Here is a 17750-nt window from a genome sequence, read left to right on the forward strand (position 1 = left end):
GGAACCGCGATGATCCAACGCAGCGCGTGGATGTGGGTGCTGCTCGCCTTCGCTCTGAGCGCCGCCGCCGGCTGGTACACGGTGAACAACATCGGTATCAACACGGATACCACCGACATGATCTCCGCGGACCTGGACTGGCGCGGAGACTTCATCGAGTTTCGCGAGGCGTTTCCGATCCTCTGGCGCTCGCTCGTCGTCGTGATCGACGGCGACAGCGCCGACCTCGCGGAGAAGGCCCAGCGCACCTTACTGCTCGAGATCGCCTCTCGCGAGGACCTGTTCGCCCTCAGCGATGGCGAGAGCAGTGAGGACTACTTTGCGCGGCAGGGGTTGCTGTACCAGGACACGCAGCAGCTGCAGCAGCTCGGCGATCGCCTGGCGCAGATTCAGCCCTTTCTCGGGCGCCTGTCGCGCGACCCCACCCTGCGTGGCTTCGCCGAATTGTTCACCCTGCTCAATCGAGCTGCTGACCAAGGCAGCGACCTGGATGCGCAGCCCCTAATGCGGGAACTAACTTCCGCCCTCGACGCAGCCAGCGAGCGGCGTTTCCACCGCTTCCCCTGGCTCGAACTGATGGACGCGGACGGCGAAGTCGAGGCTAGCGAACGCCGCCGGGTAATCCTGCTCGAACCGCGCCTCGACAGCGCATTGGTAGCACCCGCACGACCAGCGATCGAGTTCATCTATACGCTCACAAAGGACCTTGAACTCGATCCGGACCACGGCGTGGAGGTTCGCCTGACCGGCCCGGTCGCCCTCGAGTACGAGGAGCTTCGCAGCGTCAGCCAAGGGGCGGCCGTGGCCGGCATGCTGGCGCTCGGCATGGTGCTGGCGGTGCTCTTGTGGGGCCTACGATCAGCGACGCTGGTCCTCGCCTCTCTCATCACCTTACTTCTCGGGCTCGTATTGACCGCCGCCTTCGCCGCTTTCTCCGTGGGACGGTTGAATCTGATCTCCATCGCCTTCGCGGTGCTCTACATCGGGCTCGGCATCGATTTCAGCGTGCACTACTGCCTGCGCTATCGGGAGCTCCTACGCGAGGGGGTTGACGGTGCCCAGGCCCTGCGAACAGCGAGTAGCGATGTGGGGGCGTCGCTGATCCTGTGCGCAGTGACCACCTCGATAGGCTTCTTCGCGTTCTACCCCACCGCCTTCACGGGCGTATCGGAACTTGGACTCATCTCGGGCACGGGGATGTACATCTCGCTGCTGGCTAACCTCATTGTGTTGCCTGCGCTGCTCCACGTGCTGCCCACGCCCAGACCCACGGCGGACCAGCCCCTTGGATCAAGCTCCGGGCGGGCGGCTCGGGGTGCCTGGCCCCAACGCCACCCCCGCCTAGTAGTGAGCCTAGCGGTAGCGCTCGGTGCCGGCGCTGTCGCTATGCTGATGCTAGTACGTTTCGACCCGAATCCGCTGAACCTTCGCGACCCCGATTCACCCTCGGTCACCGCCTACCGAGATCTACTTGGCGAACCGCAGACTTCACCGCTGATCTTGAGCGTACTGGCCAGCGACCTACAGGCAGCGCAGGCGGTGGCAGAGCGGAGCGATGGCCTGCCGCTCGTGCAGAGTGCGCGCACTCGCCGCAACTTCGTGCCCTCGGAACAAGAGGAGCGCCTCGCCCTTATCGAGGAACTCGGGTTCATCATCGGGCCGGACTTGACGGTTGCCGACCCGCAGGACCTCGACCAGGCTCAGCGCCTGAACGCCCTGATGACCCTCGGCAACGCCCTTGAGGAGCTCGCCAGCGACGGTGACCCGGGGGCGACTCAAGCCCTCGCGGCCCTCGAGCGCTATCGCCGTGGGGACCCCAGCGGACCCGCCCTCGATACGCTGGAGCGAAGCCTAATAGAGGGATTTGCTCCGCAGCTAAGACGACTAACGACGGCTCTAACAGCCAGCCCGGTCACCCTCGACAGCTTGCCCACGACGCTGAGCGTTCGCTGGCGGGCCGTGGACGGGCGGGAACGAGTAGAGCTGCGCCCGGTAGAAAATCTCGCTGACAACGCAGCGATGGCACGCTTCGTCGATCAGGTGCGCGGCGAGCACCCGCGCGCGACGGGGTTACCTGTGGTTCAGCTCGGTGCCGGCGCCGCCGTTGTACAGGCCTTCGTGCAGGCGATCGTGACCGCGTTGATCCTGGTGAGTGTGTTGTTGCTGCTCCTGCTACGCTCGCCTCTGGCCACCTTCCAGGTGATGGCGCCTGTTCTACTCGCCTCCGTGTTCACTGCCGCGGCCACCGTGCTGCTTGGCGTAGACTTCAACTTTGCGAACATCATCGCCCTCCCCCTGCTGCTCGGGATGGGCGTGGACAACGGCATTCACCTGGTGCATCGCTATCGCAGCGCGCCGCCCGGCGACGGCAACCTGCTCGCCACCAGCACGGCGCGGGCCGTGATCTTCAGTGCCCTCACCACCATCGTGAGCTTCGGCAACCTGGCCACGTCCGCGCATCCGGGCACCGCCAGCATGGGCCTCGTCCTCGCGGTCGGCCTTGGCCTCATCCTCCTGTGCACCTTGCTCGTCTTGCCAGCCGTGTTGAGCCTCGGCAGCACCACCGACGAGGCCACACCTTGACCACGCTGGTGACCGGCGCCACTGGGTTCGTTGGCGCCGCCGTGGTACGTGCCCTGCTCGGCGAGGGTCGACATGTACGCGTGACTGCGCGGCCCACAAGCGACTTACGCAACCTGGAGGGCTTAGACGTCGAGCGGGTGACCGCCGACCTTACCGATGCCGCCTCGCTGATCGAGGCCGTCCGAGGTTGTTCGGCCGTATTCCACGTGGCGGCCGACTATCGCCTGTGGATCCCCGAACCAGAGGAGATCTACCGCACCAACGTAGAGGGCACGCGCTTGCTGCTGCGCGCCGCCCACGCTGAGGGGGTTGAGCGCATCGTGTACACCAGCAGCGTCGCAACCTTGGGCATTCCAGCGGGAGGTGTGCCGGGGGATGAGCGCACCCCAGTGAGCCTCGACGACATGATCGGTCACTACAAGCGCTCAAAGTATCTCGCAGAGCGCGCCGCCGTCGAGATTGCCAAGGAGGACGGTGCCCCCGTAGTCATCGTCAACCCATCGACCCCGGTCGGACCTCGCGACATCCGTCCCACGCCGACAGGCAAGATCATCGTCGATGCGGCCACGGGGCGCATGCCCGCTTACGTCGAGACGGGGCTGAACGTGGTCCATGTGGATGACGTGGCCCAGGGACACCTTCTGGCAGAGCGCCACGGCGCGATCGGCGAAACCTACGTGCTCGGTGGCGATGATATGAGCCTGATCGAAATCATCTCCGCCGTGACGTGCTTGCGAGGGCGCACAGCACCTTCCCTGCGCCTGCCGCACATCGTGCCGACGCTCGCCGCCTACGCCACCGAGGCGGCGGCGCACCTGTTCGGCTTTACCCCGACGCTCACGGTGGAAAGCGCGCGCATGGCGCGCAAGCTGATGTACTTCAACAGCGCCAAGGCGCGCCAGGCGTTGCGCTACTCGCCCCGCCCGGCACGGGAGGCCTTACAGGACGCCGTCGCGTGGTTCGAGCAGCACGGCTATCTGCGCTAAGCGTGGCGCGCCAGGAGTTTCGCGCCATTTTTCATTATCATTACGTTCCGATTCACCTGGTTGTCGCCTCGGGGGACGTTGACAACACGGGCCCATCGGCATAGCCCTCCAGATCTTTCGACCACATCACACATGATCCTTTCTGTTCGAGCAGCGCGCGCGAGGCTAAATCCGTGCCAGCGGTAAGCGCCGTCGCCGGCGCCAACATCGCCCTGGTGAAGTACTGGGGCAAGCGGTCCGTGGCGGGTAACTTGCCCGCCGTCGGGTCCCTGTCCATCACCTTGGCCGGCTTGACCACGCGCACACGGGTGGCCCCTGACCCACAGCTCGAGGCCGATCAGCTCGCGCTCAACGGGCGAGGGGATGAGAAACAGCGGGCACGAGTCAGCGCCACCCTGGCGCGAGTGCGAGCCTCGAGCGGAGATGCCCTGCCCTTCGCTCGGGTGGACTCGCACAACGACTTTCCTACTGGTGCGGGCCTTGCGAGTTCGGCCTCGGGCTTCGCCGCGCTGGTCTTCGCGGCCGCCCACGCCTATGGGGCGCCCCTCGATGCCGCCCGCCTGAGCGCGCTCGCCCGCGAGGGGTCGGGATCGGCTGCACGATCGATCTTCGGTGGCTTCGTTGAGATGGCCCGAGGGAGCCGCGAGGACGGCAGCGACGCCGTTGCCGCACCGCTGATGGACGCGGCCGACTGGCCCCTGGAGGTCGTCGTCGCCATTACGGCCAGCGGCGAGAAGGAAATAGGCTCAACCGAGGGCATGAACCTCACGGCGGATACCTCCGCGTACTGGTCCGGCTGGCTGTCCGCGCAAGAGCGGGATCTGAGCGAAGCGCGACAAGCCGTACTCGGGCGCGACTTCGACAAGCTGGCTGAGGTAAGTGAGCTGTCCTGCCTAAAGATGCACGGACTCGCGATGTCCGCACGGCCGGGACTCCTGTACTGGAACGGTGCCACCGTCGAGTGCATTCACCGCATCCGAGATCTGCGCCGCAGGCAGGCCTTGGCCGTGTTCTTCACAGTGGATGCGGGACCGCAGGTAAAGGCGGTCTGCGCCCCCGCCCACGTACCTGCAGTGCGCGAGGCCCTAGCGAGCGTCCAGGGCGTCCAGCGGGTCATTCATACACCCCTAGGGCCCGGCGCACAGCTCGTCGCGGATAGCTCGGCGTGATCATCCGCAGCACCGCCCCGGGCAAACTGATCGTGCTTGGTGAGTACGCCGTGCTGGAAGGGGCGCCGGCCTTAGTGCTAGCCGTCGATCGCCGCGCGCGGGTGCGGCTGGAGACGCGGGACGCCCGCCCGGGTGAGCTGCCTGCCCAGGTGGCAGCCGTGATCGACGCACACCTGCGCGCTCCCGAGCGTTTTCGTGCCGTCGGCCACTACCGCGAACAAGCCGTTCAATGGCGCGCGTCATCGGACGCCCTAGAGCGCCGACTAGGCCTGGTCAGCACACTGCTAGAGGCGCTCCTACCACTAGCGACGGCAAAAGCGCAGCAAAATTGTCGCTCCTTTCGGATAAGCATTGAATCGATTGAGTTTTTTCAAGAAAATAGGGGTGGGCACTGGCGTAAGCTGGGGCTCGGGTCGAGCGCCGCAGTCACGGTAGCTGCCGCCTCGGCATTGCTGGAGCTGATCGGCCGTGAGCCCTTTGGTCGAGATGCCACGGGGCTAGCCGCGCTGCTCGATATGCACCGGCAGTTTCAGGGCGGGCGCGGCAGCGGGGTCGACCTGGCGGCGAGCCTCTTCGGCGGTGCCGTCGAGTATCGGCTAGAGAAGGCAGGCCTCGAGGATGACGATCCTGACCCGGTAGTAACACCTGTGGCGGGCGCGGCAACCCTGCCAGCCCAGCTGCAGCTGCAGCCGGTCTGGACCGGCACAAGCGCATCGACGGGGGAGTTCTTGGCCACGCTGGCGGCTTGGCGATCGACGCACCGCCAGGAGTACGCCGAGCGCATGGATACGATGGCAGCGCTGGCACGGGCAGGTGTCGACGCCTGTCGAGCGGACGATGCGCCGGGTTTCTTGGGCTGCGTGCGCGAGTACACGCAGGCCCTTGCGGCGCTCGGGACGGCCAGTGGATTGGACATCGTCAGCCGCGATCACGCTGACCTGCAGGAGTGCGCGGACACCACCGGCGTGGTGTACAAGCCCTGCGGCGCCGGCGGTGGCGATCTCGGCCTGGCGCTCAGCACGGACCCAGCGGCGATGGAGAAGTTTCGCCAGCTGGTGCGCGAACGGGGCTACCAGCCGTTAGATCTGGCGGTGGATCCGAAGGGATTGGAAGTGGAGACGGAGTCAAACGTGCAAAGCTCACGGATACCGGAGTTCTACAAGCTGTCGGTCGAAGACCGGGTAAAGAAGGTCAGGGAGAAGGGCCTGCTCTCCAAAGCGGACTACCAGGCACTCGCCAGCGGCGAACACACGCTCAGCATCCAGAACGCCGACAAGATGATCGAAAACGTCATCGGCGTGATGGGCTTGCCGGTTGGCCTAGGCCTGAACTTCCTGATCAACGACCGGGAGTACGTCGTGCCCCTGGTGGTCGAGGAGCCCTCCATCGTCGCCGCCCTGTCCTCCTCCGCGAAAGTCGTGCGTGCTGCCGGTGGCTTTATCACCGAGAGCACAGATCCGATCCTCATCGGACAGATTCAAGTGGTCGGCGTGCCACATCCTTCGAAGGCGCGTGCTGCCCTGCTCTCCAATCGCGACGAAGTAGTCAATCTCGCCAATAGCTTGCACCCGAACATGGTGGCCCGCGGCGGCGGCGCACGAGACCTCGAGGTATTCATCCACCCCTCGCCGTCCGGCGGCAACGACATGCTCGTGGGCCACCTGCTCGTGGATACGCGCGACGCAATGGGTGCCAACCTGGTCAACACCATGTGCGAAGGTGTGGCCTCCTTGGTCGAGAACATCACGGGCGGCAAGGTCTTCTTGCGGATCCTGTCCAATCTGACCGACCGCGCCATGGTGAAGGCGAAGGCCGTCATTCCTGTGGAGCAGCTTGCCGGCAAGGGCTTCTCCGGAGAACAGGTGCGCGATGGCATCATCCTCGCCTCTGAGTTTGCAGCCGTCGACCCCTACCGCGCCTCCACCCACAATAAGGGCGTGATGAATGGCATCGACGCCCTCGCCCTCGCCACTGGCAACGACTGGCGCGCCATCGAGGCGGCGGCGCATGCCTACGCCGCCCGTGGCAATCGCTACACCTCGCTCACCCACTGGAACAGCAACGATAACGGTGATCTCGTCGGCTCCCTGGAAATGCCGATCAAGGTAGGCACGGTCGGCGGACCGCTGCAGTCCAATCCCACCGTGGCCGTCAATCTGCGCCTGCTGGGTGTGCGCACCGCTCGAGAGCTAGCGGAAGTGATGGGTGCCGTCGGCCTCGGCCAAAACTTCTCTGCCTTGCGCGCGCTGAGTACCGAGGGCATTCAGCAAGGGCACATGACCTTGCACGCGCGAAGCTGCGCCCACGCAGCCGGTGCACCGCCGGAGCTGTTCGAGGCGGTAGTGGAGCGCTTGATCGAGTCCCACCAGATCAAGATCTGGCGAGCGCGCGAGATAATCGCTGAGCTGTCCGCACAGCAGGCGGAGAGCGCCCCCACGGCCCCGAAGGAAATCGTACGTAACAAGCGTCGCAGCTCTACCGCGGCTGGACACGGCAAGGCGATCCTATTAGGCGAACACGCAGTCGTGTATGGGCGCCATGCGGTGGCAGCTCCTGTGCCCCTCGCCATCGAGGCAAGGGTCGAGGATGCCGACGAAGGCGTCTCTCTGTTGATTCCCCGTTGGGGCGTAGAACAGCGCATGCACCCGGACGCCGCACAGCCCCAGTCGTTCCACAAGCCGAGTGGGCTCATTCTGCAAAAGCTCGGACTGACTGACCGACCGATGCGCATCGAGGTGTTCCCCAACGTCCCCCGAGCGATGGGATTGGGGGGCTCCGCGGCCGTTGCAGTTGCCATCATCCGCGCACTGAACGAACATTTCGGGTTGGGCTTATCGGATGCGCAGGTGAATGACCTCGCCTTCGAGTCTGAGAAGGTGGCGCACGGCACACCGTCAGGGGTAGACAATACACTCGCCACGTACGGTCGCTTCATGCTCTATCGTCCCGGCGATCCGCCGGTGATGAAGGAGCTAACGGTGTCCGAGCCAATCCCTGTAGTGGTCGGCATGACGGGCGTTGAGAGCCTAACAGCGAAGATGGTAGCGCGTGTTCGCGCCGCTTGGGAGCGCAACCCCAAGCGCTACGAGCGCATCTTTGACGAAATCGACTCGCTGACCCTGCAAGGCATTCGCGCGATCGATGACAACGACCTGGATCAGCTCGGTGAGTTGATGAACATCTGCCAGGGCTTCCTAAACGCGCTACAGGTGTCGTGCTGGGAGGTTGAGGAGTTGATCCAAATCGCACGCGAGAATGGTGCGGTGGGCGCTAAGCTCACAGGCGGCGGCGGCGGTGGTTCGATCATCGCCATCTGCCCCGAGGATTCGGATCGCGTGGTAAGGGCCATGCAGGACGCTGGCTATCAGGCGATGGAGGTGAAAATTGGATAACCGCGCGGCGGCGATCAAACACGAGGTCGTGTCCTCGGAGGACGAGGAGCTGATCCTCGTCGACGAGCAGGACCAGGAGATCGGCTTTCTGAGCAAGGGTGCCTGCCATGACGGCGATGGCATCCTGCACCGGGCCTTCTCCGTCTTCGTGTTCGACAGCACCGGACGGGTACTGCTTCAACAGCGCAGTGAGCAAAAGCGCCTCTGGGGCGGCTATTGGGCCAACAGCTGCTGTAGCCACCCACGTCGCGGCGAGAGCATGGCGGAGGCCTCCGTGCGCCGACTGCATCAGGAGCTGCACCTAAACTGCGAACTGCACTTCCTATACAAATTCATCTATCAGGCATCCTTTGGCTCAGAAGGCGCCGAGCACGAGTTGTGCTGGGTATACAAAGGGGTGACCGATGAGGCGCCGGTGGTCAACGCCAACGAGATCGCCGACTATCGCTACGTGACCCCTGCGGAGCTGGACGCGGAGATCGCCGCGTACCCGGAGCGCTTCACGCCCTGGCTGATGCTGGAGTGGGAACGGGTGCGCGAGACCCTCTAGGCAAGGGCAAGAACACATACACGACTCGGTGCTCGCCGCCTGAACGGTGAGCCCTCTCGAACGCACGGAAAATACAAAAAACGGAGGTTTCGATGGGCATTCCCGCGATCCAGACATACAAGGTAGCGAAGTACCTGCTCGGCAAGAAGCTGAGCGGCGTCAAGCGCTATCCGCTGGTGCTGATGCTCGAGCCGCTGTTCCAGTGCAATCTGGCCTGCGCCGGTTGCGGTAAGATCGACTATCCGGACGACATCCTCGCCAAGCGCGTCGGGGTGGATGAGGCGCTCAAGGCGGTCGACGAGTGCGACGCGCCGATGGTATCGATCCCAGGCGGTGAACCACTCATTCACAAGGAGATGCCCGAGATCGTGCGTGGCATCATCGAACGCAAGAAGTTCGTTTACTTGTGCACTAACGCGATCCTGCTGCAGAAGAAGCTCAAGGATTACGAGCCGTCGCCCTATCTCACCTTCTCCGTGCATCTCGACGGCAACGAAGAGCGCCACGACGAGTCGGTGTGCCGTGATGGCGTGTACGTAAAGGCGATCAATGCCATCAAGGCGGCCACGGAGCGCGGCTTCCGCGTGACGATCAACTGCACGCTCTTCGCTGGCGAGGACCCCAAGGAGGTCGCGGAGTTCTTCGATACGGTAGCCGAGCTCGACGTCGAGGGCATCACGGTGTCCCCCGGTTACAGCTACGAGCATGCGCCTAAGCAAGACGTGTTCTTGGGCCGCACCACCTCGCGCAATCTGTTCCGGGACATCTTCCGCATCGGCAAGCAGGGCAAGCACAAGTGGACCTTCAACCACTCGAGCCTGTTCCTCGACTTCCTCGCTGGCAACCAGAAGTATCAGTGCACCCCCTGGAGCAACCCCACCTACAACATCTTCGGTTGGCAGAAGCCGTGCTACCTAATGGCAGAGGAGGGCTACACCTCTAGCTTCGCCAAGCTGATGGAAGAGACCAACTGGCAACGCTACGGCACCGGCCGCCATCCGAAGTGCGACAACTGCATGGCGCACTGTGGCTACGAGGGTACGTCAGTCGTTGACACCTTCAACAATCCGCTCAAGGCCCTGTGGGTTGCCATGCGCGGACCGAAGACCGAGGGACCCATGGCGCCCGATTTCCCCGTCCTCTACGACGGCTCGACGAACGAGGAAGACGGTGCTGGAGGCGCGATCGCCAGCATTCCCGTCGGCAGCATCGGCCAGCGCGCCAGCGCCTCGCGCGACGACTAAGCGACCGCGCTGCGACGCGCGCATGCCCCACCACGTGCAGTCGCGGCAGCGGCCACCGGCACCCTCACGCTGATGGCCGCTTTTCTTTTCGTCGGCGCCGTTGCGGCCGCAATCATGTGGGTCGCCCTGCTGCTGCTGCCGTGGCAGCCCTGGCGCACGCGCGAACGCCTGAACAGCATCCAGTCCCCGCCCACGGCAGACCCGGGGGTGGGGGTTACCGCGGTGGTCCCAGCCCGCAACGAGGCGGCACACATACGGCAAACGCTCGCCGGACTGCGCGAGCAGAGTGCGCAGCTGCGCATCCTCATCGTCGACGACCAGTCGACCGACGACACCGCCAACATCGCTCGCAGCGTACCCGACGTGGAAGTGCTCGCCGGACAGCCCTTGCCGATGGGGTGGACGGGCAAGCTTTGGGCCCTCCATCAGGGCATCGCCGAGGTACGGACCCCGTTCGTGCTCTTGGTCGACGCAGACATCACCCTGGGGTCAGGCGTCCTCGCAGCGTTGCGCGATCGGCAAGCAGGCAGCGGCGCAGGCCTGGTGTCGGTGATGGCATCGCTCGCCATGGAGAGCTTCTGGGAGCAGTTGCTGATGCCGGCCTTCGTCTACTTCTTCAAGCTGATCTATCCATTTGCCCTCGCGAACGGCACCTGCAAGCGCTTTCACGCCGGCGCTGGGGGCTGCATGCTGCTTCGTGCCGACGCGCTCGACGCCGTGGGGGGTGTCGCGAGCCTGCGCGAGGCCGTGATCGACGATTGCACCATTGCCCGGCGCATCAAGGACGCCGGCTATCGCATATGGATCGGCCTCTCGCGGCAGGTAGTCAGTACCCGCCGGTACCGCCGCTTGAGCGACACCTGGGCCATGGTGGCGCGCACGGCCTACACTCAATTGGGTGAGTCCCCGTGGGCGCTGCTGGCCTGTACGGCAGCGATGGTCGCAAGCTTGCTGGTGCCCGTGGCAGCGCTGCTTCTCTCCACCGATCTACAGACGCGCCTCGCCGCCCTGATCGCGCTCGCAGCGATGGCCATCAGCTATGCCCCTACGATTCGCTTCTACGGGCTGCCGTGGGCTCTGGCGCTCACCCTGCCGCCAGTCGCCAGTCTGTACCTCGCCATGACCTGGAGCTCGGCATGGAGCAGCTGGCGTGGCATTCGGGCCCGCTGGAAGGATCGCGAGTACGCGAGGATTGTCACACGGTAGTGTTTCCCCAGTGAGTGAGGTCTTCCAGATGAGTCATCCGCAGCGAGTTTCAGCACCTGCTACGGCTATCGCGCTGTCGGCAATACTGGCCTGGCTGCCTAACCCGTGCCTTGCGGATCATCACGCCGCCACCCCGGCGCCGCACCAGGCCAGCGCGCCAGTCGCAGTGGTGGATGCGCTACAAGGCAGGCTCCTCGCCTATATGGGCAGCGCGGCAAGCACCGATTTGGCAAATCAGGGTGCGGCCGTTGCGACGCTCAACCAAGCGGTGCTGGATAGCCACGACTTTGCCTACATCTCGCGCATTGTGCTCGGCCGCGCATGGCGTGTGTTGGAGGATGCAGACCGTGAGCGCTTCATCGAAAGCTTCACTGCGCTGAGTTTGGCCACGTACGCCAGGCGCTTCGCCGAGTTCGCCGGCGAGCGCTTCACCATTACGGACGAGCGCGACGGGAGCTTTGGACAACGCCGCGTAAGCGCGGAACTGATCACGCCCGCGAAGCGCCATAGCTTCGACTACCTGTTGCGCCAATCAGGCGAGCAGTGGCGCATCGTCAATATCATCGTGGACGGCGTGAGCGATTTGGCCCTGAAGCGAGCGGAGTACTCAACCCTGATCACTGAGAGTGGGTTCGAGGGCCTTATCGAGGAACTGGAGCGTCAGCGCCTGGCGCTGGCAGAGCGATCCAGCGAGGCCTAGGCCGATCCGCTGGCAGCGGCCAGCAGCGTTTCCAGCGCCGCGGTCTCCCGCTCGCACGACTCCAGCGCACGCGCGAAGGCCAGCTGGTCCCCCAGATCCACCGATTCTCCGTCACGATGACGCACGGCTACCGCATCGACGGGCGCGCAGGCGCTGTTCATCGTCTCCTCAGCGCCAAGCAGCTTCTCGGCGACCTCAGGAGCCTCTGCCTCGAGAAAGGGCAAGGCTTCGAGCAAAGCGCTGCTCGCCGCGTTATGGCGACGAAACACCTCACCGGCGTAAGCGCGAATCGACTCCCCGCGCAATCGCTCCGTACTGCCGTCCGGGAGCGTACGGATGACACTCACGCAGGCACTGAGAGCCACGGTGGACAAGAGCCCAAAGACAACCGGGGAGGCGCGCATTGAGAAACGGGACGCCGGGAAGAGCTCGCGGCGTCGAGGGTGACTCAGGGCGGACTACCCGCTGTGAGGTTGGCGGGTAGCGGGAGGAAGCTCCTCCTCGTCCAGGTCGATCTGCTTCAGCACCTCTTCGCGATGCACGGAAATCGAACGTGGCGCCTCTACCCCGAAACGCACTGAGTTCCCCGTTACGGACAGCACCACAATGCGGATGTTGCCACCCACTACGATCGCTTCCCCGATTCGCCGGCTGAGCACAAGCATGACAATCCCTCGCTCGTAAATCCCTGTCCCGTGAGCTGAGCTCGCGGCCTCACGCTCGACCCGGCCGAGCTGGCCCCGAATCGAGCAAATCCCCCGTCCGCTGTAACCGACGCGCGCTTACGAACCACACGCATCATCATGAGCCGACGAATCCTAATCATCGAAGACGAGCCCGATATCGCCCGCCTCCTTCGGCTGCACCTACGCGAGCTGGCGGAGGATCCGCAGATTGCCAGCGACGGCAGCGAAGGGCTCAGACTTGCCCTCGCCTCGCGCTGGGACCTGATCCTGCTGGATCTTCGCCTGCCCGGCGTCGACGGCCTGGAAATATGCCGCCGGCTTCGCGAACAGCCGTATTATGTACCCATCGTAATGCTCACATCCAAGTCTGGTGAAGGCGATCGGGCGAGCGGTCTCGATATCGGTGCCGACGACTACATCACCAAGCCCTTCAGCATTCCCGAGCTTTTGGCGCGCATAAAAGCCATTTTCCGCCGGGTCGAGCTCCTCGAACGCGGTGACGAGCCGGCCAGCGAGCTGCGCGCCGGCGCGCTGCAAATCGACCTCGATCGGCGCGAAGTGCACGTCGATGAAAAGCCGATCGATCTGACCGCGAAGGAATTCGACCTACTTACGCACTTCGCGCGCGCGCCTGGCAAGGTGTTCACCCGCGCGCAGCTCCTCGACTCGGTGTGGGGATACGGCCATGATGGCTACGAACACACCGTAAACACCCACATCAACAGGCTACGCGCCAAAGTGGAGCCAGACCCCTCAAATCCGACCTACGTGGTGACCGTGTGGGGTGTCGGTTACAAGTTCGGCGTCGACATCGGCCCCTGAGCGCCGGCGCCCTTCGCCCCGCTTGCCCCCTATGCTTAAGTCCCTGTACGGAAAGCTCGCTCTCTCCCTGCTGGTGCTCGTCTCCCTGCTCGGCGTCGCGTTCCTCTTCGTGGTGCGCTTCGCGGCCGACTACTACTACCAGGAAATCACCCAGCGTCTGAATAGCAGCATCGTGGAGTACATCCTCCAACACGAGGTGCTGATGCAGGACGGCGAGCCTAACCTCTCGGACTGGAAGGACCTCGCCCACACGGTGATGATCGTGAACCCGACGGTCGAGGTGTACCTCCTCGATCCCGACGGCCGCCTCCTCGCCTACGACGCACCAGAAGAGAAGATCCGCCGACGCCAGGTGGATGTTGCCCCCATCGAGCAGTTCCTCGCTGCCAACGCACCCATGCCGACGCGCGGCGATGACCCGCGCAGCGACGACGCGCGCAAGCTTTTCGCCGCCGCCGCCCTCGAAGAGGACGGTGAGCTCTCGGGCTACGTCTATGCCATCTTGAGTAGTGAGCGCTACCAAGCCGTGGCCCAGAACATCGCCAGCAATTTCATGCTGCGCCTAAGCTTGATCGGCGTGGTGGTGAGCGCCCTGTTCGCGTTCCTCGCGGGCCTGCTCATCTTCAACCTCCTAACCCGTAGACTACGTCAACTAACGCGGACCGTGGAGGCTTACCGCGCCAGCGACTTCTCGGCCAGCGAGCCGCCGCGCCTGGGGCGCGCGAACGGCGATGAGGTGGACCGTCTCGCCCTCGCCTACAGCGACATGTCCGAACGCATCATCGAGCAGGTGAACGCCCTAAAGCGATTGGACGGGTTGCGTCGCGAGCTCGTCACCAACGTCTCGCACGATCTACGCACGCCGCTGGCTGCGATGCTTGGCTACATTGAGACCCTGCAGTTGAAGCAACCTGAACTCGATGACGAGGGACGCCAGCACTACCTCACCATCGCGCGGCGCCACGGCGAGCAGCTCAACCGTTTGGTCGATCAGCTGTTCGAGCTCTCGCAGCTCGATTCGGAACAGGACGGCGCCAAGGCCGAGCCCTTCTCCCTGACCGAGCTGATCTTCGACATCACCCAGACCTATCAACTGCGCGCCGAGGCCTCGCGGATCACCCTGGAGGCTGATCTGGACCGAGACACGCCGTGGGTGGTGGCGGACATCGCGTTGATCCAGCGCGTGCTGGAGAACCTGATCGACAATGCGATCAAGCACACGGACCCGAGCGACCGGGTGATCGTGCGTGCCCGCGGTGCCGAGGCCGACCTCGATGGCGAGGTCCTGGTGACGGTCGAGGACACGGGCCGCGGAATCCCGGCGGCAGACCTTCCCCACGTGTTTGAGCGGCTCTACCGAGCGCCGGATCCAGGATCGGGGGCGGCGGCCAACCGCACCGGCTTAGGCCTTGCCATCGTCAAGCGCGCCATCGATCTGCACGCGCGCGAAATCACGGTGACGAGCGCGCCTGGTGAAGGGACGACCTTCCGCTTCACTCTGCCGGCGCACCGGGCCTGAGGCATTCGCGCCAACCTCAGCGACCGCCGAAGCGATGGCCGAGGCGTAGCCAGGCGGTACGCCCGAGCAAGGGGTAGGTGGTGACGTCGGTATTGGCTTCGTCGGCGTTGGCGAAGAACGGGGGATCGCGGTCGCTCACGTTGTCTACGCCGAGGGTCACCCGGGTGCCGACATCGAAATCACGGCTGATGGTGACATCGTGGTAGACGCGAGCGCCGATGGCGCGCGTCGTGTTGGCGGTGACCTCGCCGCCGCGTTCGCGAAGGGCGCCGATCCACAGGGCCTCGTAGCCAGCGCTCCAGCGACCGCGGCTCACGCCGAGGCGGTAGTTGCCTCGCCAGCGGGGGATGGCGCCGAAGCGATCGGGATCGAACTCGCCCACGCCTACGAAGGGTTCGGCGCCCGGGAACGCGATGAGATCTCGGCGCAGCACACGGCTCAAGGTCACGTTGTGCGTCAGGGTGAGATCACTAGGACCCCCATGTTCCGCCAGAACCGAGAGATCCATTCCGCGCGCTGTCTCCTGGGCAATGTTCTGCAGAGCCGTTTCGATCTGCATGATGTTGCCGGCGCCATCGCGTTGGATCCGGTCGCAGAACACGGCCTGGCCCGTCGCCAGACACTGGGAGAGGACCGTGTTGCCGCCGAGCGCTCCGATCGCACCGTCGATCTCGATGTCGTAGTAGTCGAGGGCTACCTCCAGGGCGTAGGGGGTTGCCGCTCGCCAGCTGATACCGGCGGTGATGATCTGCGCCTCCTCCGGCGCAAGCTGCGGGTTGCCACCCCCTAGCTGAGGCGTCTCGTTGCCCGTTTGATCGAAGCTGCCGTCGGCGGGCACGCCCTGGGCGATGCAGCGCTCGATCGCGCTCGCGCTCAAGGGGGAGAAATCGGCGCACGGATCGTCGATCGCCGGATTGGACTGGGTGACGCCGCCGAACAGCTCACCCACGTTTGGCGCACGAAACGCCTGGGACCAGGCAGCGCGCACCACCACCGGGGACACCGGCTGCCAGTGCAGACCTACGTCGAACACGCTGCGCGAGTCGAAGCTCGAGTAGTCGACCAAGCGCGTGCCCAGCTCCAGCTCGAGGGCCTGTGCGAACGGCTGGTTCACCACCAAGGGCACACCCAATTCAAGGTACACCTCGTTGCTCTCGAAGCTGCCTTCGGTGATGGCCCGCGCCGCGCCGCTGGTATTGCCCGCAAGGGTCTGGGCGTCGGGCTGGTCGCGTCCTTCCTCGCGCCGGTACTCGTAGCCCACCGCCATGGAGAGATCACCTGCCCACAGGCGCAGGGGGCTGCCCCCGGCGTTCAGGGACACGACGGTCTGCTCGTTGACGCCGACGTCCTCGAGGTCCGCGCCGATGAACGCCAGCATGGCGCTATCGATGCTGCCAGGCCCGCCGAACAGGTTCAGGGGCACGCAGTCGGCAATCGGCGCGGTGGGCGTACCGCAGGTAGCGCGTCCGGCCGAATCGATGAACGACGGGCCCAGAGCGGCACGCAGGCGATCGTCCAGCAGGTCGCCCGTTTGCCGCTGTTTGGTCTCGTTGCGCGCTTGGTTCAGGCTCGCATCCCATCGCCAGTTGCCTAGATCGCCCCGCGCCCCAAGCACGCCGCGCCACGCGCGGTTATCCTGGATAAACTCCCGCGGCCCGGCTTCCACCAGGCGACGTCGTACATCGGTCAGCGTTTCGCCGAAGGGGTTGAAGAGGTTGGTCGCATCGACCACCACGTCCGTCTCGCGGCTGGTGAACAGGGGTAAGGGCGCCAGCTGCTGATCCGAGTCCCGTCGGTGGTACAAGGCCTCGGCGAATAATTCCGTTCGCTGACCGATCGGCAAGGTCGCTTCGATGAAGGCGCTAAGCCTGCGCGAGTCCTGCACCAGGTCCTCGAAGGGGTTGAAATTGAAGCGATCGGTCTGCGGGCCGTCAGAGATAAAGGGCCGAAAGTCGCTCGCCTGCGCGCCGTCTTCGCCCTCGATAAGGGTCAGGCGACCATCGCTGGTGCGGAAGTTCCCCTGCGGTGGCGCAGAACTGCCGTCGGGAACGATCTCATTGTCGGGGCCCTGGACGGTCAGGAGTTGGGAGGAAAACCCGCGATCGCCCTTGCTCACGGCCTGTTGATCGCTGATCTGCAGGCCGCCGAGCACCTGCGCACGGCCGATGGATCGTCCGGCGGTAACTTGCAGGGAGACGCTCTCACCGTCGCCACGGTCAGTGCTACCACCAGTAAGCTGCACGCTCACCCCCTCGAAGCGCGATCGGGTGATCAGATTGATGACCCCTGCAACGGCATCCGCACCGTACTCGACGGACGCTCCCGTCTTCAGGATCTCCACCCGCTCGATCCACGCGAGGGGGATCATGCCGAGGTCCACGATGCCGCTGGCACCGCTCCCGCCTGGAACGAAGCGTCGACCATTTAGGAGTATTAGGGTGCGCTGCTCGCCGAGGCCGCGCAGTTCGATGGACTCGGTGCCGCGAGAGAAGCCACCGCCAGCGCCGCGCGCGCCCACACCGGTGCTGATGGGCGAGCCCCCGACGAAGGGTAGCTCCTGCAGCAGCTCGCCGATGCTCGCCACCCCGCTGCGCTCGAGCACATCACGCTCGATCGTGGTCACCGGGTAGGCGCCTTCGATCAAGGTCTGCTCGAGGCGCGAGCCGGTGACTATCACGTTCTCGATGGCCCCAGTCTCTGGCGCGTTCGGTGCCTGCTCCGTGGCAGCGGGCTGACCCGAGGCGACCGGAATGGCGGCCACGAGCAGTGCAGCCAGCGTTGGCACGAGGGCCAATTGACACAACGTGCGGGGGCGTGCGACCAGGTTGTCCGGGGGGCGGAAAGGGTGCATCGAGAGCTGTACCTCAGGGCCTGCTTCGTGCCGCGTCCTGCA

At 64.8% G+C, this 17750-nt stretch carries 13 protein-coding genes; 10 read left to right on the top strand and 3 right to left on the bottom strand.

The features are described 5' to 3' along the window. The first annotated feature begins 9 nt into the window (after positions 1-9). The 8 genes from AAGA68_07930 (at position 10) to AAGA68_07965 (ending at position 11830) form a co-directional block, all read left to right on the top strand. The gene (locus tag AAGA68_07930; protein ID MEM9384977.1) at positions 10-2583 is read left to right on the top strand and encodes an MMPL family transporter; all 2574 of its coding nucleotides are present in this window, start codon (positions 10-12) and stop codon (positions 2581-2583) included. Further along, positions 2580-3569 carry a hopanoid-associated sugar epimerase gene (gene hpnA, locus AAGA68_07935; GenBank protein MEM9384978.1) on the top strand — a complete coding sequence of 330 codons (990 nt, stop codon included), beginning with the start codon at positions 2580-2582 and terminating at the stop codon, positions 3567-3569. The genes AAGA68_07930 and hpnA overlap by 4 nt, the downstream gene beginning before the upstream one ends. Before the next feature lie 173 nt (positions 3570-3742). After that, positions 3743-4738 (top strand): diphosphomevalonate decarboxylase, encoded by a 996-nt coding sequence (mvaD, locus tag AAGA68_07940; protein ID MEM9384979.1) that lies wholly within the window; start codon positions 3743-3745, stop codon positions 4736-4738. Continuing rightward, positions 4735-8130 carry a hydroxymethylglutaryl-CoA reductase, degradative gene (locus tag AAGA68_07945; GenBank protein ID MEM9384980.1) on the top strand — a complete coding sequence of 1132 codons (3396 nt, stop codon included), beginning with the start codon at positions 4735-4737 and terminating at the stop codon, positions 8128-8130. The genes mvaD and AAGA68_07945 overlap by 4 nt, the downstream gene beginning before the upstream one ends. Next, entirely contained in the window at positions 8123-8680 is a 558-nt protein-coding gene (gene idi, locus AAGA68_07950; protein MEM9384981.1) for an isopentenyl-diphosphate Delta-isomerase, read from the top strand. The genes AAGA68_07945 and idi overlap by 8 nt, the downstream gene beginning before the upstream one ends. A gap of 92 nt (positions 8681-8772) precedes the next feature. After that, positions 8773-9924, top strand: coding sequence for an adenosyl-hopene transferase HpnH (gene hpnH / locus AAGA68_07955; GenBank protein MEM9384982.1), 1152 nt, complete (start codon positions 8773-8775; stop codon positions 9922-9924). Between the two features lie 72 nt (positions 9925-9996). After that, positions 9997-11130 (top strand): glycosyltransferase, encoded by a 1134-nt coding sequence (locus AAGA68_07960; protein ID MEM9384983.1) that lies wholly within the window; start codon positions 9997-9999, stop codon positions 11128-11130. Positions 11131-11158: 28 nt separating this feature from the next. Then, on the top strand, positions 11159-11830 hold the full coding sequence (locus AAGA68_07965) for an ABC transporter substrate-binding protein (GenBank protein MEM9384984.1): 672 nt from the start codon (positions 11159-11161) through the stop codon (positions 11828-11830). Here the strand turns inward: AAGA68_07965 and AAGA68_07970 are convergent. Together AAGA68_07970 and csrA are read right to left on the bottom strand one after the other, a co-directional pair. After that, positions 11827-12177 carry a hypothetical protein gene (locus AAGA68_07970; GenBank protein MEM9384985.1) on the bottom strand — a complete coding sequence of 117 codons (351 nt, stop codon included), beginning with the start codon at positions 12175-12177 and terminating at the stop codon, positions 11827-11829. The genes AAGA68_07965 and AAGA68_07970 overlap by 4 nt on opposite strands. Positions 12178-12288: 111 nt before the next feature. Continuing rightward, positions 12289-12495, bottom strand: coding sequence for a carbon storage regulator CsrA (csrA, locus tag AAGA68_07975; protein MEM9384986.1), 207 nt, complete (start codon positions 12493-12495; stop codon positions 12289-12291). A gap of 138 nt (positions 12496-12633) precedes the next feature. On the opposite strand from csrA, the gene AAGA68_07980 reads away from it, so the two are divergent. Then, positions 12634-13338, top strand: coding sequence for a response regulator transcription factor (locus AAGA68_07980; GenBank protein ID MEM9384987.1), 705 nt, complete (start codon positions 12634-12636; stop codon positions 13336-13338). A gap of 31 nt (positions 13339-13369) precedes the next feature. Then, positions 13370-14857, top strand: a complete 1488-nt coding sequence (locus tag AAGA68_07985; protein ID MEM9384988.1) for a HAMP domain-containing sensor histidine kinase — start codon at positions 13370-13372, stop codon at positions 14855-14857. 16 nt (positions 14858-14873) lie between these two features. On the opposite strand, the gene AAGA68_07990 is transcribed toward AAGA68_07985, so the two are convergent. Continuing rightward, on the bottom strand, positions 14874-17708 hold the full coding sequence (locus AAGA68_07990) for a TonB-dependent receptor (protein ID MEM9384989.1): 2835 nt from the start codon (positions 17706-17708) through the stop codon (positions 14874-14876). Between the last annotated feature and the right edge of the window lie 42 nt (positions 17709-17750).

The organism is Pseudomonadota bacterium (genome assembly GCA_039193195.1).
GTDB lineage: Bacteria > Pseudomonadota > Gammaproteobacteria > Steroidobacterales > JBCBZW01 > JBCBZW01.